The 25863-nt window shown below is 62.3% G+C and carries 29 protein-coding genes; 22 read left to right on the top strand and 7 right to left on the bottom strand.

The window, feature by feature from the left end:
* Positions 1 to 7 precede the first annotated feature (7 nt).
* The 14 genes from V8J81_RS10045 (at position 8) to cysE (ending at position 12237) form a co-directional block, all read left to right on the top strand.
* Entirely contained in the window at positions 8 to 1189 is a 1182-nt protein-coding gene (locus tag V8J81_RS10045; RefSeq protein WP_368475617.1) for a phage major capsid protein, read from the top strand.
* 91 nt (positions 1190 to 1280) lie between these two features.
* Entirely contained in the window at positions 1281 to 1931 is a 651-nt protein-coding gene (locus tag V8J81_RS10040) for a head-tail connector protein (RefSeq protein WP_368475616.1), read from the top strand.
* Entirely contained in the window at positions 1928 to 2254 is a 327-nt protein-coding gene (locus tag V8J81_RS10035; protein WP_368475615.1) for a phage head closure protein, read from the top strand. The genes V8J81_RS10040 and V8J81_RS10035 overlap by 4 nt, the downstream gene beginning before the upstream one ends.
* A complete protein-coding gene (locus tag V8J81_RS10030) occupies positions 2251 to 2661 on the top strand; it encodes a DUF3168 domain-containing protein (RefSeq protein ID WP_368475614.1) in 411 nt (136 codons plus the stop codon). Before V8J81_RS10035 ends, V8J81_RS10030 begins: the two co-directional genes overlap by 4 nt.
* Positions 2662 to 2700: 39 nt before the next feature.
* Entirely contained in the window at positions 2701 to 3114 is a 414-nt protein-coding gene (locus tag V8J81_RS10025) for a phage major tail protein, TP901-1 family (protein ID WP_368475613.1), read from the top strand.
* Positions 3115 to 3117: 3 nt separating this feature from the next.
* Positions 3118 to 3435, top strand: coding sequence for a gene transfer agent family protein (locus tag V8J81_RS10020; protein ID WP_368475612.1), 318 nt, complete (start codon positions 3118 to 3120; stop codon positions 3433 to 3435).
* Positions 3432 to 3653, top strand: coding sequence for a rcc01693 family protein (locus tag V8J81_RS10015; protein ID WP_368475611.1), 222 nt, complete (start codon positions 3432 to 3434; stop codon positions 3651 to 3653). The genes V8J81_RS10020 and V8J81_RS10015 overlap by 4 nt, the downstream gene beginning before the upstream one ends.
* On the top strand, positions 3637 to 4302 hold the full coding sequence (locus tag V8J81_RS10010; RefSeq protein ID WP_368475610.1) for an RcGTA-type gene transfer agent tail tape measure protein: 666 nt from the start codon (positions 3637 to 3639) through the stop codon (positions 4300 to 4302). The genes V8J81_RS10015 and V8J81_RS10010 overlap by 17 nt, the downstream gene beginning before the upstream one ends.
* Before the next feature lie 12 nt (positions 4303 to 4314).
* Positions 4315 to 4947, top strand: a complete 633-nt coding sequence (locus V8J81_RS10005) for a phage distal tail protein, Rcc01695 family (protein ID WP_368475609.1) — start codon at positions 4315 to 4317, stop codon at positions 4945 to 4947.
* On the top strand, positions 4944 to 5822 hold the full coding sequence (locus tag V8J81_RS10000) for a phage/gene transfer agent baseplate hub protein (protein WP_368475608.1): 879 nt from the start codon (positions 4944 to 4946) through the stop codon (positions 5820 to 5822). The genes V8J81_RS10005 and V8J81_RS10000 overlap by 4 nt, the downstream gene beginning before the upstream one ends.
* On the top strand, positions 5819 to 6256 hold the full coding sequence (locus tag V8J81_RS09995; RefSeq protein WP_368475607.1) for a C40 family peptidase: 438 nt from the start codon (positions 5819 to 5821) through the stop codon (positions 6254 to 6256). Before V8J81_RS10000 ends, V8J81_RS09995 begins: the two co-directional genes overlap by 4 nt.
* Positions 6257 to 6270: 14 nt before the next feature.
* Complete coding sequence (locus V8J81_RS09990) at positions 6271 to 10620, top strand: baseplate multidomain protein megatron (protein WP_368475606.1); 4350 nt, start codon at positions 6271 to 6273, stop codon at positions 10618 to 10620.
* Positions 10613 to 11320: a DUF2793 domain-containing protein gene (locus V8J81_RS09985; RefSeq protein ID WP_368475605.1), complete on the top strand. Its 708-nt coding sequence runs from the start codon at positions 10613 to 10615 to the stop codon at positions 11318 to 11320. Before V8J81_RS09990 ends, V8J81_RS09985 begins: the two co-directional genes overlap by 8 nt.
* Positions 11321 to 11418: 98 nt before the next feature.
* Complete coding sequence (gene cysE / locus V8J81_RS09980) at positions 11419 to 12237, top strand: serine O-acetyltransferase (RefSeq protein WP_368475604.1); 819 nt, start codon at positions 11419 to 11421, stop codon at positions 12235 to 12237.
* Positions 12238 to 12308: 71 nt separating this feature from the next.
* On the opposite strand, the gene typA is transcribed toward cysE, so the two are convergent.
* The 4 genes from typA to irrA form a co-directional block, all read right to left on the bottom strand.
* Entirely contained in the window at positions 12309 to 14126 is a 1818-nt protein-coding gene (gene typA, locus V8J81_RS09975; protein WP_368475603.1) for a translational GTPase TypA, read from the bottom strand.
* 114 nt (positions 14127 to 14240) lie between these two features.
* Positions 14241 to 14480, bottom strand: a complete 240-nt coding sequence (locus V8J81_RS09970) for a hypothetical protein (RefSeq protein WP_368475602.1) — start codon at positions 14478 to 14480, stop codon at positions 14241 to 14243.
* Entirely contained in the window at positions 14477 to 14722 is a 246-nt protein-coding gene (locus tag V8J81_RS09965; protein WP_368475601.1) for a hypothetical protein, read from the bottom strand. The genes V8J81_RS09970 and V8J81_RS09965 overlap by 4 nt, the downstream gene beginning before the upstream one ends.
* Positions 14719 to 15141 carry an iron response transcriptional regulator IrrA gene (gene irrA / locus V8J81_RS09960; RefSeq protein WP_368475600.1) on the bottom strand — a complete coding sequence of 141 codons (423 nt, stop codon included), beginning with the start codon at positions 15139 to 15141 and terminating at the stop codon, positions 14719 to 14721. The genes V8J81_RS09965 and irrA overlap by 4 nt, the downstream gene beginning before the upstream one ends.
* A 187-nt stretch (positions 15142 to 15328) precedes the next feature.
* On the opposite strand from irrA, the gene fabA reads away from it, so the two are divergent.
* The 7 genes from fabA to V8J81_RS09925 all read left to right on the top strand — a co-directional run bounded on the left by fabA (position 15329) and on the right by V8J81_RS09925 (position 21259).
* On the top strand, positions 15329 to 15838 hold the full coding sequence (gene fabA / locus V8J81_RS09955; protein WP_368475599.1) for a bifunctional 3-hydroxydecanoyl-ACP dehydratase/trans-2-decenoyl-ACP isomerase: 510 nt from the start codon (positions 15329 to 15331) through the stop codon (positions 15836 to 15838).
* Positions 15838 to 16515: a M50 family metallopeptidase gene (locus V8J81_RS09950; RefSeq protein WP_368475598.1), complete on the top strand. Its 678-nt coding sequence runs from the start codon at positions 15838 to 15840 to the stop codon at positions 16513 to 16515. Before fabA ends, V8J81_RS09950 begins: the two co-directional genes overlap by 1 nt.
* 63 nt (positions 16516 to 16578) lie before the next feature.
* Positions 16579 to 17808 carry a beta-ketoacyl-ACP synthase II gene (locus V8J81_RS09945; protein WP_368475597.1) on the top strand — a complete coding sequence of 410 codons (1230 nt, stop codon included), beginning with the start codon at positions 16579 to 16581 and terminating at the stop codon, positions 17806 to 17808.
* A gap of 9 nt (positions 17809 to 17817) precedes the next feature.
* On the top strand, positions 17818 to 18606 hold the full coding sequence (locus V8J81_RS09940; protein WP_368475596.1) for an enoyl-ACP reductase FabI: 789 nt from the start codon (positions 17818 to 17820) through the stop codon (positions 18604 to 18606).
* 156 nt (positions 18607 to 18762) lie between these two features.
* Positions 18763 to 19452 (top strand): haloacid dehalogenase type II, encoded by a 690-nt coding sequence (locus V8J81_RS09935; protein ID WP_368475595.1) that lies wholly within the window; start codon positions 18763 to 18765, stop codon positions 19450 to 19452.
* Positions 19449 to 20288, top strand: coding sequence for an alpha/beta fold hydrolase (locus tag V8J81_RS09930; RefSeq protein ID WP_368475594.1), 840 nt, complete (start codon positions 19449 to 19451; stop codon positions 20286 to 20288). The genes V8J81_RS09935 and V8J81_RS09930 overlap by 4 nt, the downstream gene beginning before the upstream one ends.
* Complete coding sequence (locus V8J81_RS09925) at positions 20285 to 21259, top strand: threonine ammonia-lyase (protein WP_368475593.1); 975 nt, start codon at positions 20285 to 20287, stop codon at positions 21257 to 21259. The genes V8J81_RS09930 and V8J81_RS09925 overlap by 4 nt, the downstream gene beginning before the upstream one ends.
* Here V8J81_RS09925 and V8J81_RS09920 read toward each other — a convergent pair.
* The 3 genes from V8J81_RS09920 to pcaD are packed head-to-tail and all read right to left on the bottom strand — an operon-like array spanning position 21256 to position 24609.
* Positions 21256 to 22467, bottom strand: a complete 1212-nt coding sequence (locus tag V8J81_RS09920; protein ID WP_368475592.1) for a TCR/Tet family MFS transporter — start codon at positions 22465 to 22467, stop codon at positions 21256 to 21258. The genes V8J81_RS09925 and V8J81_RS09920 overlap by 4 nt on opposite strands.
* A 43-nt stretch (positions 22468 to 22510) precedes the next feature.
* The gene (locus V8J81_RS09915; RefSeq protein ID WP_368475591.1) at positions 22511 to 23821 is read right to left on the bottom strand and encodes a lyase family protein; all 1311 of its coding nucleotides are present in this window, start codon (positions 23819 to 23821) and stop codon (positions 22511 to 22513) included.
* Positions 23818 to 24609, bottom strand: a complete 792-nt coding sequence (gene pcaD / locus V8J81_RS09910) for a 3-oxoadipate enol-lactonase (protein ID WP_368475590.1) — start codon at positions 24607 to 24609, stop codon at positions 23818 to 23820. The genes V8J81_RS09915 and pcaD overlap by 4 nt, the downstream gene beginning before the upstream one ends.
* Positions 24610 to 24756: 147 nt before the next feature.
* Between pcaD and V8J81_RS09905 the strand changes: the two genes are divergently transcribed.
* Entirely contained in the window at positions 24757 to 25842 is a 1086-nt protein-coding gene (locus tag V8J81_RS09905; RefSeq protein WP_368475589.1) for a Zn-dependent alcohol dehydrogenase, read from the top strand.
* Positions 25843 to 25863 lie beyond the last annotated feature (21 nt).

The following is a 25863-nucleotide window of genomic DNA, read 5'->3' as shown; positions in this document are numbered from 1 at the left end:
AAATCTCATGACCGAGACCCATGACGGGGGCGCGGACAGCACCCCCATGGCTGAAGTCAAGACCGCGATCGGCGGGTTCTTGAGCGAATTCAACCAATTCCAAGACGACATGAATGCAAAGCTTCAAAAGCAGGAAGAGCGTATCACCATGCTGAATACCAAGACGAATACCTTCGCCCGTCCGGCCCTGTCGACCGAGATCGACAGCCAGGCGCCTCACAAGCTGGCCCTCAAGACTTATCTTCAGTGCGGCGATGATGAAGGTCTGCGCGGCCTTGAGCTAGAAGGCAAGGCGATGAACACCGCCGTCAATGCCGAAGGTGGCTATCTGGTCGATCCTCAGACATCTGAGATGATCCAGTCCGTTCTGCGTTCCTCCTCCTCGCTGCGGTCCGTGGCCAGTGTTGTGCAGGTCGAGGCAACATCGTTCGATGTGCTGATCGACTCCACCGACACCGGTGCCGGTTGGGCCGATGAAGTTACGTCCACCGCCGAGACCGACACGCCGCAGATCGAGCGCATTTCGATTGCCCTGCACGAGCTTTCGGCCCTGCCCAAAGCGTCGCAGCGTCTGCTGGATGACAGCGCATTTGACATCGAAGGCTGGCTGGCCGGTCGTATCGCCGACAAGTTCGCCCGTGCTGAAGCTGATAGCTTCATCAATGGCGACGGCTCTGGCAAGCCGACGGGTCTGCTGAACCATCCGACCGTCGACAACGCGTCGTGGACCTGGGGCAATGTGGGTTACGTGGCGACCGGCACAGACGGTGATTTCGACGGCACCAATCCGGCCGATGCGATTGTGGACCTCGTCTACTCGCTCGGTGCCCAGTACCGCGCCAATGCGACGTTCGTGATGAACTCCAAAACGGCTGGTGCCGTGCGCAAGATGAAGGACGCTGACGGCCGCTTCCTCTGGTCGGATGGTCTGGCAGCGGGTGAGCCTGCACGCCTGATGGGCTACCCGGTTCTGATCGCGGAAGACATGCCCGACATCGCAACGGACGCCATGGCGATTGCATTCGGCGACTTCGGCGCTGGCTACACTATTGCCGAACGCCCCGATCTGCGTGTTCTTCGTGATCCGTTCTCGGCCAAGCCGCACGTCCTGTTCTATGCCACCAAGCGCGTGGGCGGCGACGTGACGGACTTTGCCGCGATCAAGCTGATGAAGTTCGGCACCGCCTAAGCGACGCTTGACCCGATCCAGTCCGGCAGAGCCCGGGCTGGAAGGGGCGTGGAATGCGGGCCTTCGCGGGTCCAGCTGCGCGTCTCTCCGCATGAGCAGCGCGGAGGTCGGCGCCACGCCCCAACATCCCAACCAGATTTTTCCCGGAGAATTCAACATGATGATGGTCGAACTGACCTCCGTCCCGGCGGCGGTATTGCCGATTGGTGCATTGTCGGACCACCTGCGCCTGTCCTCCGGGTTTGCCGATGACGGCAGCCAGGACGCGCAGTTGGAAACCTGTTTGCGCTCGGCCATGGCGGCGATCGAGGCGCGGATCAACAAAGCTCTGTTTCAGCGCCAGTTTGTAATGACCCTGATGCTTTGGACGGACATCGAGTCCCATCCCATGCCGCTGGCACCAATTGTCGACATTGAAGCCATTACGCTGATTTCGCGCGTCGGTGACACGATTGTCGCGGACACAGGTTCTTACACCGTGCAACCCGACGCTCACCGCCCACGTCTTGTGGCGACCGGCGCGCGTTTGCCTGCGCCTGAGGCGGGCGGCTCCATTGAGGTGACGTTCACCGCCGGGTTCAGCGCGGATTGGGAAGGTATTCCGGCGGATTTGAAGCACGGGCTTCTGGCGCTGGCGGCGGAATTCTACAACCTACGCGACGGAGAGCCGCGGCGCATGTCGCCCCATGTGATGGGCCTGATCGAGCCTTACCGCCAGCTGCGGCTGCGAGGTGTGGTATGAGACCGCCGCAGTTCAACCGAAAGCTCATCCTTGAGGCTCCGAGCCGGGTCAGTGATGGGGCGGGCGGGTTTGCGGAAACCTGGGCACCGCTTGGCATCATCTGGGGCGAGGTTCTGCCCCGGGGTGCGGGCCGTGAGGTCGAAGCCTCGGAACTGAAGCTGAAAGTCACCGTCCGTGCTGCGCCGCAAGGCGCGCCGAGCCGTCCAACCGCAGCGATGCGGTTTCGGGATGGCGACCGGATCTACCGCATTGAAGCCGTGACGGAAGCCGAGGCCGAGGGCCGTTATCTGATCTGCTTCGTCAAAGAGGAGGTGGGCGCATGAGCTACGCTGCTACAGCCGCTTTGCAATCCGCCGTTTTCGGTGCGCTGACGGCAGATGTGAATGTCTCGGGCCTGACCGACGGGGCAATTTACGATGCATTGCCCGCAGGTGCGGTGCCGTCCATCTACGTCCGCCTTGGCGCGGAACGTGCGCGCGATGCGTCGGACAAAACCGGCTCGGGCGCGGTGCACGATTTTCCGGTCACTGTGGTCACGGATGCCGCTGGCTATCACGTCGCCAAACAGATCGCAGCGGCGATTTCGGATGCGCTGGTGGACGCGAACCTGACCCTGACGCGCGGTTCGCTGATTGCTCTTAACTTCCTTCGGGCGCGTGCCCGGCGGATCGAGAATACACGCGAAATCGAGGTTTGGTTTCGCGCCCGGATCGATACGACGGACGCCTGAGCGCCCATCGCAACTTATTGACAATACTGGAGAAGCCCAATGACGGCACAAAGTGGTAAGGACCTTTTGGTCAAGGTCGACATGGACGGCAATGGCGTGTTCGAGACGATGGCGGGCCTGCGGGCCAGCCGCCTGTCGTTCAACTCAGAAAGCGTGGACGTCACCAGCCTGGAATCGACCGGCGGCTGGCGCGAATTGCTGCGCGGCGGTGGTGTGAAATCGGCGGCGATCAGTGGGTCCGGCATTTTTCGCGACACGTCCACCGATGAGCGTGCGCGAGATATCTTCTTTGAGGGCGAGATGCCCGATTTCCAGGTTGTGATCCCCGATTTTGGCGTCGTGGAAGGCGCGTTTCAGATCACCTCGATCGAATATGCGGGCACCCATGATGGTGAGGCGACCTATGAGATTTCGATGGCCTCTGCTGGCGCCCTGACCTTTACGGCGGTTTGAGCCATGGCCAACCCTTGGACCGGGGAGGTGGCGCTTGTCCTGAACGGCGAGCGGCATGAGGCGAAGCTGACGCTGGGCGCGTTGGCCGAGTTGGAAGATCGCATGGGGGCGGGGTCACTAACTGAAATGGTGTCTCGATTTGAAGGCGATGGCTTGAAATCGTCCGATGTGCTGGCGCTGATCTGTGCCGGTCTGCGAGGCGGCGGGTGGCGTGGCGACATGATCGACCTGCTCCATGCTGAGATTGAGGGCGGTTTGATCGAAGCGGCGGCCATCGCGGCGCGGCTTCTGGTGCTGGCCTTCCAGCCCGCGCCGGAATGAGCGAGGCCAACGGCTTTGACTGGCCCGCGTTGATGCGCGCGGCTTTTCAAGGGCTTGGCCTAAGCCCTGCTGAATTCTGGGCGCTGACCCCAACCGAATTCCTGATCCTGCTCGGCCCCGAAAGCGGGGCCGCGCCACTCAGACGTGATGCGTTCGAGGCGCTTCTGGCGCGCTTCCCTGACACGAAAGATGAGGACCCAGATGACAGAGATGGATGACACGCTCGGTCGGTTCGATGCCGAAATTGCGGAGCTGGAGCAGAGCCTGAGCGGCGCAACCACCATGGCGGCGGCGTTCCAGGGAGAGCTGCGCGAGATGCAGGGGGCGATGCTTTACACGGGCCGCGAGGTGAACTCGATGAGCCGCGCGATTGGCGGTGGTTTGCGGCGGGCCTTCGATGGAGTGGTTTTTGATGGGATGCGCCTGTCCGATGCCTTGCGCAGCGTTGCGACGAGCATGGTGGATGCAGCCTACAACACGGCGATGCGGCCTGTGCAAAACGCCTTGGGGTCGGCGATTTCCAATGGGATGAACGGGCTGCTGTCCGGCATCATGCCGTTTGAGAAGGGCGGCGCGATCAGCCAGGGGCGTGTGATGCCTTTTGCGCGGGGTGGCATTGTGAACGGCCCCACAACCTTCCCCATGCGCGGTGGCACGGGCCTGATGGGCGAGGCAGGGCCTGAGGCGATCATGCCCCTACGCCGTGGGCCGGATGGCAAGCTCGGCGTCGCGTCTGCCGGGGGCGGCGGGAATGTCAGCGTTACGATGAACATCACAACGCCCGACGTGCAGGGCTTCCGTCGCTCATCCAGCCAGGTGGCTGCCGAGATGCAGCGCGCTTTGGCGCGTGGTCAGCGGAACCGGTAAGGGAGAAAGATCATGGGATTTCATGAGGTTCGCTTCCCCGCCAACCTGAGCTTTGGCTCGGTTGGTGGGCCGGAACGGCGCACGGATGTGGTGGCGCTGACCAACGGGTTCGAGGAACGCAACACGCCCTGGGCGCATTCGCGCAGGCGTTATGACGCGGGTGTGGCGATGCGCTCGCTCGACGATATTTCGGTATTGATCGACTTCTTCGAGGCACGACGTGGCCAGCTGTACGGATTCCGTTGGAAGGACTGGTCTGATTTCAAAACGACCAAACCCTCAGGCACACCCGGTTTCCGCGATCAGGTGATTGCGGCGGGCGACGGAGAGACGAGGACCTTTCAACTCACCAAAACCTATCAGTCTGGCATCAACTCTTACGCACGGCCGATCTCCAAGCCGGTGGAGGGGACAGTTCTGGCCGGGGTGTCGGTGGATGAGCAGGTCGCAGGCGTGCATTTCGACGTGAACTACACCACGGGCGAGATCACCTTTGTCGATGCTCCGCCGAATGGTGTGGAGGTCACGGCAGGGTTCGAATTTGACGTCCCGGTGCGCTTTGACACCGACAGCATCCAGACCTCGGTTGCGTCGTTTCAAGCCGGGGAAGTGCCCAATGTTCCGATCGTGGAGATCCGGATATGAGTGTTCAAGCGCTTGATGAACATCTGAAATCTGGCACCACGGGCGTGTCGCGCTGCTGGCGCGTAACCCGCAGTGATGGCGAAAGCTACGGCTTCACCGACCATGATTGCGACCTGGATTTTGATGGCACCACCTTTCGTGCGGGCACCGGACTGAGCGCGGCTGCATTGAGTCAGACCACCGGGCTTTCGGTCGACAATACGGAGGCCGTTGGCGCGTTGACTGATGCCACGATCTCCGAGGACGACATCTTCGCCGGTCGGTTTGACGGCGCGGAGGTTGAAGCCTGGCTTGTTCAGTGGGGCGCGCCGCAGAACCGGGTGCTGCAATTCCGTGGCTCGCTGGGTGAGATAACACGCGCGAACGGGGCGTTTTCCGCCGAATTGCGTGGTTTGGCCGAAAAATTGAACGTGCCCACCGGGCGTGTGTTTCAACGGTCATGTCCGGCGGTTCTGGGCGATGGTGATTGTGGGTTTGACCTCAACCAGACGGGCTATGTGGGCGAATTCACTGTGACGTCGACCGATGGCCGGGTTTTCACCTTTGACGGCCAGACTGAGTTTGAGCCGCGCTGGTTTGAGCGTGGGCAAATGCGCGTGTTGACGGGCGAGGCTGCGGGCCTGAGTGGCGCGGTGAAGTTGGACCGGATTTCAGATGATGTGCGCACGGTCGAGCTGTGGGACACGATCCGCGCTGATGTGGTGGCCGGGGACTCAGTGCGCCTGACGGCAGGATGCGACAAGCGGATGGAGACATGCCGCCTTAAATTCAACAACCTGCTGAATTTTCGTGGTTTTCCTGATATCCCGGATGAGGATTGGCAAATGGCCCATCCGACCCGCATGTCCGCCCGTGACGGCGGATCACGGCGGTGAGCTTTGTTGTCTCAACTGCGCGGGCTTGGTTGGGCACTCCCTATATCCACCAGGCGTCATGCAAGGGCGCAGGCTGCGATTGCCTGGGCCTTTTGCTGGGGATCTGGCGTGAGGTGCACGGCGATTTGCCCGCCCCGGTGCCTGCCTACACCAATGATTGGTCGGAAGTGTCAGGTGAGGAGCGCCTGCTTGAGGCCGCGCGCGCGCATTTGCCCCAAAAGGCCATCGACGATGCTGCGCCAGGCGATGTTTTGATCTTTCGCATGCGCTCCGATGCGGTGGCGAAACATGTTGGGCTGCAAAGCCTTGTCGCGCCCACGCCCTGTTTTATCCACGCTTATTCCGGGCGCGGTGTCACTGAGAATGCGTTGACGGCCCCTTGGGCGCGGCGCGTGGCGGCGCGGTTCGCCTTTCCGGCCCCCGGCACCTCCTAAAAGGACCCTAACCCATGGCAACCATTCTTCTATCTGCCGCCGGTGCTGCGGTGGGCGGCCTTGTGCAGGCGCCGATCCTTGGCATGACAGGGGCCGTTCTGGGCCGTGCTGCGGGCGCAACCCTCGGCCGTGTTATTGACCAACGGCTTCTGGGAACCGGAAGCCAACCGATTGAAACGGGCCGCACCGACCGTCTTCGGATCACCGGGGCTGGTGAGGGCGCGCCGATTGCGCAGCTTTATGGGCGTATGCGCCTGGGCGGCCATGTGGTTTGGTCCACGCAATTTCTTGAGCGGTCGCGAACCACGGGCGGCGGCAAGGGTGCGCCGCAACAGCCAAAGACAACCACCTACTCCTATTCGATCAGCCTCGCCGTTGCCTTGTGCGAGGGTGAGATTGCGCGCGTCGGCCGTATCTGGGCCGATGGCGTGGAGATTGACCGCGAAAGCGTCACTTGGCGGCTTTACAAGGGCACCCAGGATCAGATGCCAGACCCGCTGTTGGAGGCGGTTGAAGGGGCGGGAAATGTCCCGGCCTATCGCGGCACCGCCTATGTCGTGTTCGAAGATCTGGACCTGACGCCGTACGGCAACCGCGTACCGCAATTCGCTTTTGAGGTTGTGCGTGCCGCCAAGCCAATGGCACCGCATGTGCCCGCCGCTGCGGAAGCTGTGCAGGCGTTGGCTCTGATGCCCGGCACTGGCGAATACGCGCTGGCCACGACGCCCGTTTCGATGCGCTACGGGCTAACCCGCGGCGAAGCCGTGAACGTGAGTGCGGAGGGCGGGTCCACCGACTTTGTGCAATCGTTGGAACAGGCCCGAGAAACTCTGCCCAACCTGAAATCGCTGTCGCTGATCTATTCCTGGTTCGGGGATGATCTGCGTGTGTGCCAGTGCCTCGTAAAGCCCAAGGTCGAACAGACCAGCTTTGACGGCCAAGGCATGCCATGGCGTGCGGGCGGAATCACGCGGTCGTCGGCGGAGGCTATTGCGCGTGTCGATGACCGCCCGGTTTATGGGGGTACGCCGGCCGATACCTCTGTCATTCAGGCCATTCAGGCGATTGCGGAGGGCGGGCAGCAGGTCACCTTTTATCCGTTCTTGTTGATGGAAATCCTTGAGGGCAACGGTCTGCCGGACCCTTGGGGCGGATCGGAGCAGGCGGCCTTGCCGTGGCGTGGGAGGATGACGGGGGATCTTGCGCCCGGTCAAGCCGGCTCGCCTGATGGCACAGCGGCGAACCGCACGGCGGTTGAAGCGTTCTTTGGCACCGCAAAAGCCTCGCATTTCGGCGTATTCTCGGGCGGTGTCACTTACAGCGGGCCAAACGAATGGAGCTATTCGCGGTTCATTTTGCACGGGGCCGCTCTGTGCGCAGCTGCCGGCGGGGTGGAGGCCTTTTGCATCGGGTCAGAGATGCGCAGCCTTACGCAAATGCGCGACGATGAGGGCTTTCCTGCCGTTGAGAAGCTCATCGCATTGGCTGCCGAAGTGCGCGTGCTGTTGCCCAATGCCAAAATCACTTATGCGGCGGATTGGTCCGAATACTTTGGGTACAGGCCACAAGACGGGTCGGACGACGCCTTTTTCCATCTTGATGCCCTTTGGGCGGACAACAATATCGATGTGATCGCGATCGACAATTACATGCCGTTGAGCGATTGGCGCGAAGGTGTGGACCACCTCGACTATGGGAATGGGCCCCTTCATGCACTGGGTCAGCTTAAGTCCAACATCGAGGGCGGAGAAGGTTACGACTGGTACTATTCCGGGTCAGAAGCACGGCTCTCTCAACGCCGCACGAAGATCGAGGATTCTCAGGGGGAAGACTGGCTATTTCGCCATAAGGATTTGCGCAATTGGTGGACGAACGAGCATTACAATCGCGTCGGCGGTATCCGTCCGCATAACCTTTTGCCACACAGCAATTCGTTCTCGATACTTCCTTGGCGGTACCAGGTTGGCGCAAACGTAGATGCGGATGTTGCGCCGGGACCGTTCGACTCCTTTGCGGACCGTCTGAACATCGGCGTACACCCGCTTTCGGCAGCGCGGCAAACTGTTGAATGCGAAGCGGGCACCTATACCATGTCGATCTGGGTAAAGGCCGAAAATGGGGCCGAGCCGTTCCGCATGTTCACCTACAGTGTCGCGGACCACATCCAGTATAGCCCGGAATTCATTGCCACCGACACGTGGCAACGCTTCGAGCATAGCTTTGCCGTGACGGTCGATACCAATTTCCACATTGGCAATGCAATTGACGGGGCAATCCGCTCGATCCTGGTATGGGGCGCGCAAGTCGAAGCCGGATATGCGCCAGCCTCGCCTTACTTTGAAACTGGCGACAAGCCGCAACCGCTTGAGGCCACGCCCTGGGTCCCAAAATCCAAGCCAATCTGGTTTACGGAATTTGGGTGCGCTGCCATCGATAAGGCGACGAACCAGCCGAACAAGTTCCTGGACCCGAAAAGCTCGGAAAGCGATATTCCGTACTTCTCGAACGGGCGTCGCGATGATGTGATCCAAGCGCAATACTTGCGCGCGGTTATGGACTACTGGGCCGAGGATGGGCGAAATCCTCGATCGGACCAATATGATGGCGCGATGCTTGATATGTCGCGCGCTCATGCCTGGGCGTGGGACGCGCGCCCTTGGCCGGCCTTTCCCAATGATCTCGACCGTTGGACGGACGGAGCGAACTGGAAGCGGGGCCACTGGCTGACCGGGCGGCTGGATGCACAGCCCCTTGATCTCGTGGTGGCCGAAATCTGTGAACGGGCTGGGCTGACGCACTACGACGTCTCCGCATTGTATGGCTTGGTACGAGGCCATGTCTCAGCACAAACGGAAACAGCGCGGGCACGTCTGCAATCGCTGATGATGGCCTATGGATTCCAGGCGGTTGAGCGGGACGGCAAGCTTGTTTTTCTGCCGCTACCGGATGCACCGGCCAAGGTCATCGACGCGCCCGAAACAGCGCGAGATGATGATGGAGAAGGCGGTTTCACGCGCACCCGCGCGCCGGAGGCTGAAACCGTGGGTCGTTTGCGCATCGGGTTTGCAGAGGCGGAGGGCAGCTACGGCGACAAGGTCGCTGAGGCCGTTTTCCCAGGCGACGGTGCGGATCAGGTGAATGACGTGGATCTGCCGCTGGCATTGACCAGCGCAGAAGGCCAGGGGATGGCCGAACGTTGGTTGGCGGAGGGGCGCGTGGCGCAAGACACGCTGCGCTTTGCGCTGCCGCCATCGGACCGTGCGTTGGGCGCGGGCGCTTTGGTGGCCACGGAAGATGGCCATACATGGCGCGTCGACCGGGTCGAAGATCGCGGGTACAGGCAAATCGAAGCCTCCCGCGTAGAACCATCGACGGTCATCCCCTCCGACGAGGTGGAAGAGGCGGTGCGGGTCGAGCCGTTCGTGCCGCCGCTTCCCGTCACGCCCGTTTTCATGGATCTTCCGCTTTTGACCGGGGACGAGGTCGAACACGCTCCCCATCTGGCCGTGGCCGCCAGCCCGTGGCCGGGCAGCGCCGCCGTCTATTCAGCGCCTGGAACGGACGGCTTTGCGCTGAACAAGATCGTGGAGCAACCCGCCATCATCGGCACCTTGCAAACGCCTCTGTTCAAACAGAAATCCGGGCTTTGGGACCGATCTGGTTTGCTGCGGGTTGAGCTTGAAACAGGGGCCTTGTCCTCGGCTGAGATGGCGTCGGTTCTGGCTGGCGCCAACGCGGCAGCCATCGGGTCGGGTGAAGACGATGTGTGGGAGGTGATCCAGTTTGCTGAAGCAACACTGGTCGGCCCCGGAACGTGGGACATCGGGATGCGCTTGCGTGGACAGTTGGGCACCGATGGCGTCATGCCGGAGGTTTGGCCGGAAGGCTCGATCTTTGTGCTCCTGGATGCGGCTGTGACCCAGGTGGACCTGCCAAGTTCCGCTCGCGGGTTGGTGCGCACATGGCGCGTCGGACCGTCGCGCCGTGCCGTTGATGATGCGAGCTACACGGAAAAAAGCATCGCATTTCAAGGTATTGGCTTGCGTCCCTACAGCCCGGTCCATCTGCGCGCGCCTCGTGACGGTAGCGCGCGGCAGGTCAGCTGGATCCGCCGATCCCGCATTGATGCCGACAGTTGGGGCGGCACGGATGTGCCGCTAGGCGAAGCGTCTGAGCAATACATCCTGCGGGTCGTGGATGCCGGTGCGATCCGGCGCGAGGAAATCCTGACCACGCCCGCCTTCACGTACACCGATGCTATGCGCACCACTGATGGGACGCAAAGCACCTATTCCATCGGGGTCGCCCAAGTCTCCGAACGCTTCGGGGCGGGGCCATTTGCAAGGACCGAAATCAATGACTGAGACCGCAAATCTGGCCCTCCCGCTGCTGGCCCCGGCGCAAGCGCAAAAGCACGTGACGGTGAACGAGGCGCTGGTGCGTCTGGATGGCGTAACGCAGTTGCGCCTGACCTCGGTGACAGAAACGACACCGCCCGCAGCCATTGACGGGCTGGCCTATGCCGTGCCCACCGGTGCCGTGAATGCATGGTCAGGGCAGGAGGGGAATGTCGCCGTCGCCTCGGGCGGCGGTTGGGTCTTCGTGACGCCGTCGCGCGGCTGGCAGGCGCTGGTGATGGATGCCGGGGCGCTGGCCATTTTTGATGGGGCGGCGTGGCGCGTTGGCGCCGTGACGATGACGCCAAATGGTGCGTCGGTTGCGATGAGATCGGTTGAAGTCGATGTGACCCTCACCGCAGGCGCGAGCGTCACGACGCCCGTTCTTTTCCCAGCACGTTCAATTGCTTATGGCGTGACGGGCCGCGTGATCACGGCGATCACCGGTGCGGTTTCCTCATGGGATCTGGGCGTTACCGGCGATTTGCAGCGCTTTGGCTCTGGCCTCGGGCTGCCGCTCAACTCCTGGGTCAACGGCCCTGGTGCGCCGCAGGTCTTCTGGTCGCCAACGGCGCTGGAAATCACGGCGCAGGGCGGCGATTTTGCGGGCGGTACGATCCGCCTCGTGGCTCATTACGCGGAGCTGTCGCTGCCGGATCCAGTGTGATCTGTAAGCTGAACTGACAACTCTCACATTATCGTTGCATGGACCTTTGCCTGCCGCTGCCTTATCTTGGCGATGACGGTAGGCAAAGGAGGCCAGCCATGGCCCGCACGCAATCCCATGTAACCGAAGTCGATCCGGTTTGGCGTCGGATCACCGATGAGGCATCCTCTGCCATTTCCGACGAGCCACTGCTCGGCGGTCTGGTCCATGCCTGCGTGCTGCACCATCCCACATTAGAGAATGCACTCGCCTATCGCGTGGCGCAAAAGCTGGCATCGTCCGAGATGTCCGAACAGCTTTTGCGCGAGATCGCGGATGAGGCCTTTGCGACGGACCCGGCCCTTGGTGCGCAGGCCCGTGCCGACATCGTGGCCGTTTACGACCGCGACCCGGCCTGCCACCGCTTCCTGCAACCCTTGATGTATTTCAAGGGCTTCCAGGCGATCACGGCCTACCGCGTCGGCCATTGGCTTTGGCGGACAGGCCGTAAGGACCTTTCCTACTTCATCCAGATGCGCGTCTCCGAGGTCTTTGGTGTCGACATCCACCCCGGTGCCCGTGTGGGGCAGGGGATCATGATCGACCATGCCCATTCCATCGTCATCGGTGAGACTGCGGTGGTGGGTGACAACGTATCTATGCTGCATTCCGTGACGCTTGGCGGTACTGGCAAGGAAGAGGAAGACCGCCACCCGAAAATCGGCAATGGCGTTCTTATCGGTGCGGGCGCGAAGGTGCTTGGGAATATCGAGGTCGGCCATTGCTCGCGCATTGCCGCCGGGTCGGTCGTGTTGGAAGCCGTACCGCCGATGAAAACGGTCGCCGGTGTGCCCGCCAAGATCGTAGGCGAGGCCGGCTGCGCGCAGCCGTCGCTTACGATGGATCACCTGTTTGGTGGTAGCGCGACTGAGCTTTGACGCGCAAATGCCTGAGGATAAAAAAAGCCGCGGTGATCGCCGCGGCTTTTTTTCTTTAGAGGTAGCGGAAATTACCCCGCCCGCGCCTGACGCTTCCGTTCATGGGGATCGAGGTAGCGTTTGCGCAGCCGCACTGCGTTTGGCGTGACCTCAACCAGTTCATCATCGTCGATATAGGCAATCGCCTGCTCGAGCGACATCGTAACGGGTGTGGTCAGCTTCACCGCTTCATCCGTTCCGCTCGCCCGCACGTTGGTCAGCTTTTTGCCTTTCAGCGGGTTCACTTCCAGATCGTTGTCGCGGGAATGCTCACCGATGATCATGCCGGTATAAACCGGGGCCTGCGCGCCAATGAACATCTTGCCGCGATCTTCCAGGTTCCACAGCGCGAACGCAACGGAGGAGCCGTTTTCCATGGAGATCAGCACACCCTGACGACGGCCCGGAATGGCACCCTTGTGCGGGGCCCATTCGTGGAACACGCGGTTCAAAACGCCGGTGCCGCGCGTGTCTGTCAGGAATTCGCCGTGGTATCCGATCAGTCCGCGAGAGGGGACATGCGCGATGATCCGCGTCTTACCTGCGCCCGCCGGTTTCATCTCCACCAGCTCACCCTTGCGCGCACCGGTCAGTTTTTCGATCACCGCGCCGGAGTAGTCGTCGTCGACGTCGATGGTGACTTCTTCGACTGGCTCATGGCGAACCCCGTCGATCTCGCGGAACAAGACCTGCGGACGAGAGATGCTGAGTTCAAAGCCCTCGCGCCGCATATTCTCGATCAAAACGCCCATCTGCAATTCGCCGCGCCCGGCAACCTCAAAGGCCTCCCCACCCGGCGTGTCGCTGATTTTAATGGCGACGTTGCTCTCCGCCTCTTTCATCAGGCGTTCGCGGATCACACGGCTTTGTACCTTCTTGCCGTCGCGGCCCGCCAGCGGGCTGTCGTTGATGCCGAAGGTCACAGTGATGGTGGGCGGGTCAATGGGTTGCGCTTCCAGCGGCTCATCCACGGCGAGCGCGCAGATCGTGTCGGCGACGGTGGATTTCGTCATGCCCGCGATGGAGACGATGTCACCGGCAAGGGCCTCATCGATGTCCTGCTGCGCAAGGCCACGGAAGGCCTGAATGCGCGTGACGCGGAATTGCTCAACCTTTTCGCCGAGGCGAGAGAGCGTTTGCACGGTTTGGCCGACCTTAAGGCGGCCCGACTCCACACGGCCCGTCAGCAAGCGCCCCACAAAGGCATCCGCGCCGAGGGTTGTGGCGAGCATCCGGAAGTCATCGTCCTGCTTAGCGATCTGCTTCGGCGGGGCGACGTGGTTCACGATCAGGTTGAACAGCGCGTGGAGGTCCTTGCGCGGCCCGTCGAGCTCATGGTCGGCCCAACCGGAGCGGCCCGACGCGTACATATGCGGGAAGTCGAGCTGATCTTCGTTGGCGTCGAGATTTGCAAACAGATCAAAGACTTCGTCCAGCGCGCGGTCAGGCTCGGCATCTGGTTTGTCGACCTTGTTCAGCACCACGATGGGGCGCAGGCCTAGAGCAAGCGCCTTCGAGGTCACGAATTTGGTCTGGGGCATTGGGCCTTCAGCGGCATCGACCAGCAGCACAACGCCATCGACCATGCTCAAGATCCGCTCAACCTCACCGCCGAAATCGGCGTGGCCGGGCGTATCCACGATGTTGATCCGCGTGCCCTTCCACTCGACGGAGGTGGGCTTGGCGAAAATCGTGATACCGCGTTCACGCTCAAGATCGTTGGAATCCATCGCACGTTCGGCGACAGCCTGATTTTCGCGGAACGCGCCGGATTGCTTGAGAAGCTCGTCCACAAGCGTGGTCTTGCCGTGGTCAACGTGCGCGATGATCGCGATATTGCGGAGGTCCATGGGAGATGGCCTTTAGGTCAGGAAACAGGAGTTGCCGCGCGCTTAGGCGGTTTTGGCCGGGATGGCTAGGGTGAAAGGGGGGCTTGGGCAAAACTCTTGCCAGGAATTGCGCAGTCAGCGGCGGATTGTGTTTACCAATGCGATGACAAACAGCGTGGCAAAGATGATTGCCATGGGGCCCCAGACGAACCCGCTCGTTGTGTAGTTGATGCCGTCCTCACTGACCCAGCAGTTTCCCCGATCATTGAAGCAATCGCGGTGCCTCCAGTAGCGATCATGGAAGGCGAAGGTGAACAGCGCTGCGAAACAAAAGCTGATTGCAGCCGCCACCCCGGCTCCGATGCGGGCCTTCATGCGTTTTTCAACACGCGCATTCGGTGCAGGACGTACAGGCAAGCCAGCCCCGTCAGAACGGCGGCGGGTCCATATCCGAAAGAGCCCGAGGTGAAGGTGGCACCTGCCACTGGATCGTAGCACACGCCCGTTTCGTCAAAACAGTCCCGGCGCAGCCAGTAACGATCAATGAAAAAGCCCGCGCACAGCACGGAGCCGAGGCCCAGGGCCGTCGCAAGGTAGGCCAGAGCCCCCCGGTTCACGTGTCGGTTTTGCGCAGCCGTATGACGACGTCCACCTTGGCGATTTCATAGCCGGGCGGGACGGATGGCAGCGACTTGATCTCAAGCTCCGCCGCCGGTGCATCGGTCAGGGCGTTGCTTTCTTCCATGTAGAAGTGCGGGTGGTCATCGACGCGGGTATCGAAATAGCTGCGGGAGCCATCGACGGTGACTTCCTGCATCAGGCCCGCGTCGCAGAAGGCACGTAGCGTGTTGTAGACCGTTGCCAGCGAAACACGATCGCCCGTTCCCAGCACAGCCTCGTGCAAGCCTTCCGCCGTCACATGCCGATCCTGCCCGTCGCCCACCAGAAGTGAGGCCAGCGCAAGGCGCTGCCGCGTTGGGCGTAGGTCAGATTGGCACAGCCACGTCTTTGAGCGTTCGAGGGCTTCGGGGGTCATCTTCCCGGGGCTTTCTACTTTGGTCTGGCCTTATATATGGCCTTTTGAGACTGCTTTGCAAATCCCGTGAACGTTCATGCGATATGATGCACGATCCTGTGTCCTGGGCCACCCTTGCACCTGAAATGGCACGGGTGCTAGACGGGGTGAACGCCTGAAATGGCAGGGACAAACGACCGGGGGGCATATGGCCGACTTTCCAACGAGCTTCGACAAGGACGATCTGCTGCGCTGCGCGCGGGGGGAGTTGTTTGGCCCCGGGAACGCGCAACTGCCTGAGCCGCCGATGCTGATGATGGACCGGATCACCGACATTTCCGGCGATGGCGGGGCCCATGGCAAGGGCCATGTGTTGGCCGAATTCGACATCACGCCCGAGCTTTGGTTTTTCGACTGCCACTTCCCCGGCAACCCGATCATGCCCGGCTGCCTTGGCCTTGATGGGCTGTGGCAGCTGACTGGCTTCAACCTCGGCTGGCGCGGCTGGACAGGGCGTGGCTATGCTTTGGGTGTGGGCGAAGTGAAGCTCAAAGGCATGGTGCGGCCGGACCGTAAGATGCTGACCTATAAGATAGATTTCACCAAGGCGATCCAGACGCGGCGGCTGACCATGGGTGTAGCCGACGGCATTGTGGAGGCCGATGGCGAGGTGATCTACGAGGTCAAGGACATGAAGGTGGCTTTGAGCGAGAGTTGATGACCTACCTCCGCGGCCATTGGCAGCTTTTCGCGATCACGGTCGCTCTGTTCTTGCTGTGGAACACGCCCATTGTCTTGCCGCTGAAGCTGCTGGTCGTCTTCTTCCACGAACTCTCCCACGCCATTGTCGCCATTCTGACTGGCGGCTCGGTTGAGAGTTTTTCGGTCAACTTCCAGCAGGGCGGTGAAGTCTGGACGCGGGGCGGCTCGCGGTTTTTGACGTTGACGGCGGGGTATCTCGGGTCGCTGCTGATTGGCGCGGGCCTGCTTCTGATCGCGCTGCGCAGCCGGATGGACCGGGCCATTCTAAGCGGACTTGGCGTGCTTATGTTGATCGTCCTGCTCCTCTACGTCCGCGATATCCCGGCCATCCTGATCTGCGGGCTGACCGGGGCCGCGCTGATCGCTGCATCACGCTACCTGCGTGAGGAATTCTGCGACCTGATCCTGCGCGTCATTGGGCTCGCCAGCCTGATCTACGTCCCTTACGACATTTTCGACGATACGATCCGCCGGTCGGAATTGCGATCTGACGCGCGGATGCTGGCCGAAGAGATCGGCGGGACCACGATGATGTGGGGCGGATTGTGGTTCATTGTCAGCCTAGCCGTGATCTACTGGTGCCTGCGCCATGGGCTGGGGCGCGACAGCAACCTGTACTTCGCAAAGCGTTAACTGGTTGCGCGGATGGGGGGCGAGGGCCTAGATACCCAACCATAGGCTCAAGGGGGACCGCGCATGCGTCGTGTCGTTGTGACTGGGTTGGGAATTGTCTCACCCATCGGGAATAATGCCGAAGAAGTTGAGGCCAGCCTGCGGGCCGGGCGCTCGGGCATTGAGGCGAGCCCTGAGATGGTCGAACACGGGTTCCGCAGCCAGATTGCGGGCACCTTGAAGATCGACACATCCGAGCATGTGGATAAACGTGCGCTGCGGTTCATGGGACCGGGCGCGGCTTATGCGCATATCGCGATGGGTCAAGCGATTGCCGATGCGGGCCTTGAAGATGGTGACGTGGTCAACGAGCGGACGGGCCTTGTGGCTGGGTCCGGCGGGCCGTCGACGTCTGCGATGTTTGCAGCACATCAGACGGTTCTGAAGACGGGCGCGACCAAGCGCATCGGGCCGTTTGCTGTTCCAAAATGCATGTCGTCTACGATCTCCGCCAACCTTGCGACGGCCTACAAGATCAAGGGCATCAATTATTCGATCACCTCGGCTTGCTCGACTAGCCTGCACTGCATTGGAAACGCCGCTGAGCAGATCATGATGGGCAAGCAGGACGTGATGTTCGCGGGCGGCGCGGAGGAGTTGGACTGGACGCTCTCGTGCCTGTTCGATGCGATGGGCGCGATGAGTTCCAAGTACAACGACACGCCCGAGCGCGCGTCCCGCGCGTTTGACGCGGACCGCGACGGGTTCGTGATTGGCGGCGGCGGGGCCATTCTGGTGCTGGAAGAGATGGAGCGCGCCGTGGCGCGTGGTGCGAAGATCTATGCGGAAGTGACTGGTTTTGCAGCGACGTCTGACGGCCACGATATGGTGGCCCCTTCAGGCGAGGGTGGTGAACGGGCGATGCGGCTGGCCCTGCAGACCCTGCCTGAGGGGCGTTCGGTCAGCTATATCAATGCGCACGGCACCTCCACGCCCGTGGGCGATGTGGGCGAGGTAGAGGCCGTGCGGCGGGTCTTTGGAGACGGCTCCACACCGCCGATTTCATCCACGAAATCCATGACCGGCCACGCGCAGGGTGCTGCTGGCGCATTGGAGGCCGCGTTCTGCCTGCTGATGCTGGACGGCGATTTCATCACGCCGTCGATCAACGTCGAAACCCTCGACCCGGCGCTGAAGGCCGAAGAGATCGCGACGGCCTATGTGGAAAACGCGGGCCTCGACAGCGTTATGACGAATTCTTTCGGGTTCGGGGGCACGAACGGCTCCATGATCCTGAGCCGATTTGAGAAGTGAGATTGCAAGATGGCTGATTTGATGAAGGGCAAGCGGGGCCTCGTGATGGGCGTCGCCAATGATCGGTCCATTGCCTGGGGCATTGCCAAGGCGCTGCACGCCGAGGGCGCGGAACTGGCCTTTTCCTATCAGGGCGAAGCTTTCGGCAAGCGGGTTGAGCCATTGGCCGCCTCGCTTGGCAGTGACTTCATGGTCGACGTGGACGTGAACGACGATGACAGTATGGACGCCTGTTTCGCGGCCCTGAAAGACCGGTGGGGTAGCCTCGATTTCGTGGTCCACGCGATTGCTTACTCAGACAAGAATGAGTTGACCGGTCGTTTCACGAACACCACGCGGGCGAACTTTCAGAACTCGATGACGATCTCGTGCTTCTCGTTTATCGACGTGGCCCGCCGTGCGGCGGAGCTGATGCCCGACGGCGGCGCGTTGCTGACGCTGACCTACCAGGGATCGAACCGCGTGACGCCGTTCTACAATGTGATGGGCGTGGCCAAGGCGGCGCTGGAATCTTCAGTTCGTTACCTGGCGAATGATCTGGGTCCGCAAGGTGTACGGGTCAACGCAATCTCTCCGGGTCCAATGAAGACATTGGCCGGGGCCGCGATCGGCGGTGCACGCAAGACGTTCAAGGCGACGGAAGCCAATGCACCGCTGCGGTCCAACGCGACGCTGGAGGCTGTGGGTGGCACGGCGGTCTATCTGGCGTCGGATTATGGGGCCTGCACGACAGGCGAGATCGTCGTGGTGGATGGCGGCTTCCACGTGCTGAGTATGCCGCAGCCCGAGAACCTCTGATCAAATTGCGCCGTTGGCGCGGCATTCGGTTTTTTAGAGTGTGGGGGCGCTGCCCCCGTCGCGTACCGCGACTCCCCCGAGGTATTGTGAAAACCAGTAAGGGTGGCGTTGCAGGGCCTTTGGGGCCGTGGCAGTGTCGTCTGACAGGGGGATGAGATGTCGGAAATCAAGGTCTGTGTGTTTGATGCCTATGGTACGTTGTTTGATGTGTCAGCGGCCGCGCGCGCGCTGTCGGAAGAGCCGGGGCGGGCGGCGTTTTCCAAGGTTTGGCAACAGGTTGCCGCCGATTGGCGGGCCAAGCAACTAAGCTACTCGTGGCTGCGCGCCGTGGCACGGGACTACGTGGACTTTTGGCAGGTGACGCAAGACGGGCTCGACTGGGCTTTGGAACGGGCGGGCCTCGCGGACCCCGAATTGCGCGAGGCGCTTTTGGGGCTTTACTGGCAGTTGGCGGCTTATCCTGAGGTGCCCGCGATGTTGGCCGCGCTGAAACGCGGGGGATTGCAGACCGCGATCTTGTCGAACGGATCGCCTGCCATGCTGGAAGGGGCCGTGGAGAGCGCAGGAATTGGCGCTGATCTGGATGCTGTTCTGAGTGTTGAGGATGTTGGCATCTTCAAACCTGACACGCGCGTCTATGACATGGTGGGCGCGCGGTTTGGCTGCACATCGGATGAGGCTTTGTTTGTGTCGTCCAACGGCTGGGACGCCGCGTTCGGCGCGGCCTATGGGTTTGACACGTTGTGGGTGAACCGGGCGGGCGAGCCGGTGGACCGGTTGGGCAGCGTGCCCGGGCGGGTGGCCCATGATCTGACGGGCGTGCCGCAAATCGTGGGGCTTTCATGATGGATTATGTGACGGCGGCAGATGGCGTTCGGCTGGCCTATGACGATCAGGGGGACGGGGGGGCGTTGCTGTGCCTGCCAGGCTTGACGCGGAACATGGATGATTTCGAGCCGGTGCTTGAGCACTATCGGGATCGCGCGCGGGTGATCCGGATGGATTTTCGAGGACGGGGGGCATCGGATTATGCCGATTTTTCCACCTATTCGCCGCCGCAAGAGGCGCAAGATGTTGTTGCGCTGCTAGACCATCTCGGGATTGAGAAGGCCTGCATTCTGGGCACGTCGCGAGGCGGGCTAGTTGCGCTGATGCTGGCCGTGATGGCGCGGGATCGGCTGTCGGGCGTGGTTTTCAACGATATCGGTCCGGACATCATGGCCGAAGGTCTTGGCGCGATCATGGAGTATATCGGCAAGCCTCCGGCCTTTGCCTCGCTGGAGGAGGCGGCGGCGGCCATGCCTGCGCTCTATGACGGCATCTTCCGCAACGTGCCCTCCGCTACGTGGGCGGCCTTTGTGCGCCGCATCTGGCGGGAGGAGGGCGGTGCGTTGCACCTGCGTTACGATCCGAAGTTGCGCGATGCGGTGGCGCCTGCCTTCGCGCCTGATTTCGAGGCGCCGGATTTGTGGCCACTGTTCGATGCTTTGGCGGGCCTGCCGCTCGGCCTGATCCGAGGCGCGCAGTCGAATATCCTGTCGGTTGAGACCGCCGCCGAGATGCGGCGGCGCAGGCCGGATATGGCGTTTGTAGAGCTTGGTGACCGGGGCCATGTGCCTTTCCTTGACGAGACGGGCGCGCGCGCGGTGATTGATGCGGTTTTGGAGAAGGTGGCGACATGATCGGGATTGCGGATATCGAGGCGGCGGCGAAGCGGGCTGAGGGCGTTGTGCGCCGCACGCCTCTGTTGTCGTCTCCCTTTCTGGATGAGATCGCGGGGCGGCGGGTTTTCCTGAAACCAGAGGTTTTGCAGCACACGGGGTCATTCAAGTTCCGTGGCGGCTGGTCTGCCTTGTCGGCGATGGAAGACGGGGTGCGCGCAAAGGGCGTCGTGGCCTTTTCCTCGGGCAATCATGCGCAGGGTGTGGCGCTTGCGGCGAAGATGCACGGCGTGCCTGCGGTGATCCTGATGCCTGCTGATGCGCCCACCTTGAAGATCGAGAATACGCGCGCGTTGGGGGCGGAGGTTGTGCTTTACGACCGTGCCGGTGGTGAAAGCCGAGAAGAGATTGGAGAGGCGTTACGTGCGGATCGCGGGCTGACGCTGGTGAAGCCCTATGACGAGCCGATGGTGATCGCGGGGCAGGGCACGTGCGGGCTGGAGATTGCGGAACAAGCGGCGGAGCAGGGCGTGACCGAGGCGACCGTGTTGACGTGCTGCGGCGGGGGCGGGCTGACCGCTGGGATCGCGACCGCCTTGGCCGCGCGCGCGCCGGATATGGTGGTGCGGCCCATTGAGCCGGAGGGGTTCGACGATGTGGCCCGTTCACTCGCCTCGGGCGGGATCGAGGCCAATAACGGGCCGGAGGTCGGCTTGTGTGATGCGGTTCTGACGCGCGCGCCGGGGCAGATCACCTTTCCGATTATGGCATCGCTGTGCGGTCCGGGGATTGTGGTCACCGATGAAGAGGCGAAATCCGCCATGCGCCATGCCGCCAGCCGTTTGAAACTGGTCGTAGAGCCCGGCGGGGCGGTGGCGCTTGCGGCGGCTCTGTTCCACGGGGACAAGCTCGCCGATGGCCCAGTGATCGCAACTCTTTCGGGCGGAAATGTCGACCCGGCGCTCTACGCGCAAATCATGGCCGAGGGTTAAGCGCGCGCGGGTGATCCACTGCGCCGGGTGGCGGCGAAAATCGCGAATGCCCCCGCCATCAGGATTGCGGCCAACAGGAACGGGGCGCCGGGCAGGTAAGGGTCTGCGCCGTCGCGGGTGAACCAGAAGAACGCTTGCGTCATCATCACCGGGCTCAGGATCATCGACAGCGATGAGATGGAGGCCAGCACGCCCTGCAATTCGCCCTGTTGGTCCGCGCCGGCCGCCCGGCTCATCACGCCTTGCATCGCCGGTGCGACCAACGCCCCGCAGGCCGAGATCGGGATCAGCACCCAGATCATCCAGGGCTGGCCTGCAAGGCCATAGGCGAGGAGGCAGACGGTGTTCAGGATCAAGCCAAAATAGACCGCCCGCGCCTCCCCCAATCGGGCCAGAACGGGCCGGATCAATCCGCCTTGGACCAGCGCAATCGAAACGCCGTAGACGGCCAGGGAAAAGCCCACGACGCCGGTGCTCCACCCAAAGGCGGCTTGCGTGAAATAGGCCCAGATCGCTGGGTAGACGAAGTTCGCCGTCTGGTAGGCCAGCATGACGCAGAGCAGGGCGAAAATACCGGGTAGTTTGCCGATGAAGATCAGCCCGCCGATCGGGTTCGCGCGCAATAGTCTGAAGGGGCGACGGCGGTCTTTCGGCAGGCTTTCCGGCAGGACGAAATAGCCGAAGGCGAAGTTCGCGGCGGCGAGGCAGGCGGCGGCAATGAAGGGCGCGCGTGGGTCGAGATCCCCCAATAGACCGCCGATCAATGGCCCCAGGATAAAGCCCACGCCGAACCCGGCGGAGATCAGGCCGAAGTTTTGTGAGCGTTTTTCAGGCGGGGAGATGTCGGCCATATAGGCAAGGCCCGTGGCGTGGGTGCCTGCGGCAATACCTGCGATGATGCGCCCGATCAGCAAAAGCCAGATGGTCGATGCGACGCTCATCACCACGTAGTCGAGGGCGAGAACAGCCATTGAAATCAACAGGACGGGTCTGCGCCCAAAGCGGTCTGACAGATTGCCGAGGGCCGGCGCACATGCGAACTGCATTACCGCATAGGCAAAGGAAAGCGCACCGCCCCACGCCGCCGCTTGCGCGAGGTTTCCGCCGCGCACATCGGCGATCAGGTCGGGCATCACCGGCAGGATCAGGCCAATGCCCATGGCGTCGATCGTCACGGTGATCAGGATGAAAAGGGTGGGAAGGCGCATGCGGCTCTCGCGTTGGTTGTGTCAACCTAGATTGACACACGCTTTACGGCAAGAGGGCAGCGCGCGCGGCTTTAGCGAAGGTGCGGGCGTCTATGGGGGCTTGGCCGAGGTTGGCCAGATCCGGCATCTGCACATCTGGGTGCGCCTTTGCGACCAGATCAGGCAGGAACGTGCCAGTCGCCGCAGCCTCGTTCGCCAGCTCTTTCAGAGCGGCTTGCGCTGCGGGGCGGCCCATACCTTTTGCCAATGCAAAGGAGAGCGCTTCGGCGTGAAGAGTTCCGTTTGCTGCTTCCAGCTTGGCGGCCATTGCGTCCCGATCTGGAGTAAGCGCTTCCAAAACCCCGGACATCAGGGCCGCTGAGCGGGCGGCGGCCATGGCAAGTTGGGGCAGGATCAGCCATTCGGTGAACCAGCCCGCGCCGTCGCGTGCCTCTGTATGGGGGTGGGTTAGTGCTACGGCTTGTGCGGGTGCAAAACGTGACAGCGCCACCAGCACCGAGGGGCCAACCGGGTTTTGCTTTTGCGGCATGGTGGAGGAGCCTCCGGCCCCGTCCAATCGCAATTCCCCGATGTCAGATCGCGCACCGATCATAATGTCGGTCCCGATCTTGCCGCCGCATGAGCAAAGGCTCTCAAGCCATTGCGAAAGCTCGATAACGCGGCTCCGGTCGGCGTGCCAACTTGCACCCGGATCGGTCAGGCCCAATGCCTCGGCCAACGCAGCGCGCAACGCCGCCGGATCTTCGCCCAATTGGCTGGCCGTGCCCGCCGCACCACTGAGCGACACCGCCAGAGCGTGCGCGCGCAGGGGCTCCAATCGCTCTAACACCCGCAACACTGGCCATCCCCAAGAGGCAACTTGCGCCCCGAAACTCGAAGGCACTGCCGCCTGCCCATAAGTCCGCGCGGCCATCGGCGTCTCGGCCTCGCTCTCCGCCAGGTCGGCAAGGCGTGCTAGGGCGCCTTTCAAGCGGGCTTCGATCAAGGTCAGCACCTGCCGCATCCGCAGCATTAGAGCTGTGTCCTGGATATCCTGGCTTGTCGCGCCCCAATGCAGGTATTGCCCATGCTCCGGCGCGTCGAGGGCCTTGCGGAAGGCCGCGACGAGGGCGGGAACGACGACGCCATTTGCGCCCCCAAGCCCGTCCGGGTCGACCTGAAGCTCCATGGCGGACCGGTGCAGAAATGCGCCGGAGATTTGCGGGATCACGCCCGCTTCACCCTGCACCTTCGCGAGCGTGCCGAGCACCAGCATCATTGCGCGAACCTCAGCCGTGTCGGTAAAAAGCCGCCCGACCTCAGCATCGCCGAACAGATGCCGGTGCATAGGGCTGTCGAATGGAGATACACTCATGGCAAATGCCCAATATCATTAAGAAACCCGGTCAAAAGCTTGGCGTATTCATCCGGTTTCTCCACGCAAGGCAAATGCCCGACATTGCGCATCAATTCGAACCGCGCGCCCGGGATCAGCTCGGCCAGTTCGCGCACCAGATCAGGCGGCGTCGCGCCATCCCTGTCACCCGCGATAACCATGGCGGGCAAGCGCAGGGCGGCTGTTGTGGTGTAAAAATCACTTCCTGCGATTGCGGCGCTGCAGCCGGCATAGCCCTCTACTGGGCAGGTCTCGACCATCCGCCGCCAGGGCGAGACGGCGTCTGAGCTGCGGAAGGCTGGAGCGAACCAGCGCTCCATGATTGCATCTGACATCGCAGCCATTCCGCCCGCGCGCAGCGTTGCAATGCGCTCTTCCCACATCTCCCGCGTGCCGATCTTGGCACCCGTGTTCGACAGAACCACCGCACGGATCAGGTCCAGCCGCTTCGCCGCCAGCCCCTGCGCGATCATGCCCCCAATCGACAGGCCCACAAACACCGCATCACGAACCTCGAGCGCATCCATCACTCGCTCCGCATCGCGCACGAGCGCGCCCATGCCGTAGGGCGCGGGCGGACAAGTGCTCAGCCCATGGCCGCGTTTGTCGTAGCGGATCAAGCGCAGGCCTTCGGGCAGCGCGTCCACGACGCCGTCCCACAACCGCAGGTCCGTGCCGAGGGAATTGGCAAACACAACAGGCGGGCCATCTACCGGGCCATCGACCTGCACATGCAGGGCCACATCATCGAAGGTCAACACATCCATGGCCCCATCTCCGCCAAAGCAGCACCCCTGTGCAAGCCCCTCTCGCAACGGCAAGGTCGCAAACCTACTGTGCCATGACGCGTTCCGGCCCGCTTGCGCACCGCCCCCGCGCGATGCTTAGGTGCAAAGAAAAGGGGGAGGGGCCAGATGCCCAAACAGATCCGCGCCGCCGTGTGCCATGCCTTTGGCGAGCCGCTGAAAATTGAGACGCTGCATCTGCGCGATCCCGGTCCTGGTGAGATTGAGGTCAGCCTCGATGCCGTCGCGATCTGTCATTCCGACATTTCCTATATGGAAGGGGCCTGGGGCGGCGCGTTGCCCGCAGTTTACGGGCATGAAGCGGCAGGCCGGGTGACGGCGCTTGGCGATGGCGTGACGAGTGTGGCGCTTGGCGACCGGGTGATCGTGACGCTGGCGAAATCCTGCGGTGGCTGCGCCTCCTGCGCGTCAGCACAACCGATGTATTGCTCGGGCAACACGCCCGAAGCCCCCGTGCTGACCACCGCCGATGGCGGCGCCGTGACCAAGGCGATGAACTGCGGCGCGTTCGCTGAGAAGGTCGTGGTCGACCCCAGTCAAACCGCACCAATTGGCGACAATATCGGATCGGAAGTTGCTTGCCTGCTGGCCTGTGGCGTACCCACTGGCGTCGGTGCAGCAATCAATACCGCACAAGTGCGCCCGGGCGACCGCGTCGTCGTGATTGGCGCGGGCGGCGTGGGCCTGAACGCCATCCAAGGCGCGCGCATCGCAGGGGCGGCGCGCATCGTGGCCATGGATCTTGAGGAAAAGAAGCTCGCCGACGCGCTCGAATTCGGCGCCACCGATACGCTTCTTGCCTCCGAGCCCAAACCACACAAAGCGCTCACCAAAATCCTTGGCGGTCACCTCGCCGATCACGTCTTCGTCTCCGTCGGGGCCATTCCCGCCTATGAGCAAGCCCTGCGCCTTCTGGCCCCACGCGGGACTGCCTATGCCGTGGGTATGCCCCATACCGGTGACACCACCCCATATGAGCCCGTCATCTTTGCAGCCACCGGGCAGGGAATCCGCGGCTCCTACCTCGGTGAGATCGTCCTCAAGCGCGATATCCCGTGGATGGTCGATTTGCACAGCCAAGGCCGCCTGAAACTCGATGAATTGGTCTCGCGCACCTGGTCCTTCGATCAGATCAATGAGGCCATTGCGGATACCAATTCCGGTCAGGCCCGCCGCAACGTGATCGTCTTCTGATCCGCCCTCAAAGGTCACGCC

Source organism: Gymnodinialimonas sp. 202GB13-11, from assembly GCF_040932485.1.
In the GTDB taxonomy this organism is placed as follows: Bacteria; Pseudomonadota; Alphaproteobacteria; order Rhodobacterales; family Rhodobacteraceae; genus Gymnodinialimonas; species Gymnodinialimonas hymeniacidonis.
The sequence above is the reverse complement of the archived record's forward strand: the minus strand, read 5'-3'. Positions and strand labels throughout refer to the sequence as shown.

What these genes read in the sequence shown, in the direction of transcription:
- V8J81_RS09920 (WP_368475592.1), bottom strand. Translation starts at nt 22,467, where the DNA reads ATGCGCCTTCCCACCCTTTTCATCCTGATCACCGTGACGATCGACGCC.
- irrA (WP_368475600.1), bottom strand. Translation starts at nt 15,141, where the DNA reads ATGACCCCCGAAGCCCTCGAACGCTCAAAGACGTGGCTGTGCCAATCT.
- V8J81_RS10020 (WP_368475612.1), top strand. Translation starts at nt 3,118, where the DNA reads ATGGCCAACCCTTGGACCGGGGAGGTGGCGCTTGTCCTGAACGGCGAG.
- V8J81_RS09985 (WP_368475605.1), top strand. Translation starts at nt 10,613, where the DNA reads ATGACTGAGACCGCAAATCTGGCCCTCCCGCTGCTGGCCCCGGCGCAA.
- V8J81_RS09930 (WP_368475594.1), top strand. Translation starts at nt 19,449, where the DNA reads ATGATGGATTATGTGACGGCGGCAGATGGCGTTCGGCTGGCCTATGAC.
- V8J81_RS09970 (WP_368475602.1), bottom strand. Translation starts at nt 14,480, where the DNA reads ATGAAGGCCCGCATCGGAGCCGGGGTGGCGGCTGCAATCAGCTTTTGT.
- V8J81_RS09935 (WP_368475595.1), top strand. Translation starts at nt 18,763, where the DNA reads ATGTCGGAAATCAAGGTCTGTGTGTTTGATGCCTATGGTACGTTGTTT.
- V8J81_RS10030 (WP_368475614.1), top strand. Translation starts at nt 2,251, where the DNA reads ATGAGCTACGCTGCTACAGCCGCTTTGCAATCCGCCGTTTTCGGTGCG.
- V8J81_RS10035 (WP_368475615.1), top strand. Translation starts at nt 1,928, where the DNA reads ATGAGACCGCCGCAGTTCAACCGAAAGCTCATCCTTGAGGCTCCGAGC.
- V8J81_RS09905 (WP_368475589.1), top strand. Translation starts at nt 24,757, where the DNA reads ATGCCCAAACAGATCCGCGCCGCCGTGTGCCATGCCTTTGGCGAGCCG.
- V8J81_RS10000 (WP_368475608.1), top strand. Translation starts at nt 4,944, where the DNA reads ATGAGTGTTCAAGCGCTTGATGAACATCTGAAATCTGGCACCACGGGC.
- V8J81_RS09945 (WP_368475597.1), top strand. Translation starts at nt 16,579, where the DNA reads ATGCGTCGTGTCGTTGTGACTGGGTTGGGAATTGTCTCACCCATCGGG.
- fabA (WP_368475599.1), top strand. Translation starts at nt 15,329, where the DNA reads ATGGCCGACTTTCCAACGAGCTTCGACAAGGACGATCTGCTGCGCTGC.
- typA (WP_368475603.1), bottom strand. Translation starts at nt 14,126, where the DNA reads ATGGACCTCCGCAATATCGCGATCATCGCGCACGTTGACCACGGCAAG.
- V8J81_RS10005 (WP_368475609.1), top strand. Translation starts at nt 4,315, where the DNA reads ATGGGATTTCATGAGGTTCGCTTCCCCGCCAACCTGAGCTTTGGCTCG.
- V8J81_RS09990 (WP_368475606.1), top strand. Translation starts at nt 6,271, where the DNA reads ATGGCAACCATTCTTCTATCTGCCGCCGGTGCTGCGGTGGGCGGCCTT.
- V8J81_RS09950 (WP_368475598.1), top strand. Translation starts at nt 15,838, where the DNA reads ATGACCTACCTCCGCGGCCATTGGCAGCTTTTCGCGATCACGGTCGCT.
- pcaD (WP_368475590.1), bottom strand. Translation starts at nt 24,609, where the DNA reads ATGGATGTGTTGACCTTCGATGATGTGGCCCTGCATGTGCAGGTCGAT.
- V8J81_RS10010 (WP_368475610.1), top strand. Translation starts at nt 3,637, where the DNA reads ATGACAGAGATGGATGACACGCTCGGTCGGTTCGATGCCGAAATTGCG.
- V8J81_RS10045 (WP_368475617.1), top strand. Translation starts at nt 8, where the DNA reads ATGACCGAGACCCATGACGGGGGCGCGGACAGCACCCCCATGGCTGAA.
- V8J81_RS09940 (WP_368475596.1), top strand. Translation starts at nt 17,818, where the DNA reads ATGGCTGATTTGATGAAGGGCAAGCGGGGCCTCGTGATGGGCGTCGCC.
- cysE (WP_368475604.1), top strand. Translation starts at nt 11,419, where the DNA reads ATGGCCCGCACGCAATCCCATGTAACCGAAGTCGATCCGGTTTGGCGT.
- V8J81_RS10015 (WP_368475611.1), top strand. Translation starts at nt 3,432, where the DNA reads ATGAGCGAGGCCAACGGCTTTGACTGGCCCGCGTTGATGCGCGCGGCT.
- V8J81_RS10040 (WP_368475616.1), top strand. Translation starts at nt 1,281, where the DNA reads ATGAGCAGCGCGGAGGTCGGCGCCACGCCCCAACATCCCAACCAGATT.
- V8J81_RS09925 (WP_368475593.1), top strand. Translation starts at nt 20,285, where the DNA reads ATGATCGGGATTGCGGATATCGAGGCGGCGGCGAAGCGGGCTGAGGGC.
- V8J81_RS09915 (WP_368475591.1), bottom strand. Translation starts at nt 23,821, where the DNA reads ATGAGTGTATCTCCATTCGACAGCCCTATGCACCGGCATCTGTTCGGC.
- V8J81_RS10025 (WP_368475613.1), top strand. Translation starts at nt 2,701, where the DNA reads ATGACGGCACAAAGTGGTAAGGACCTTTTGGTCAAGGTCGACATGGAC.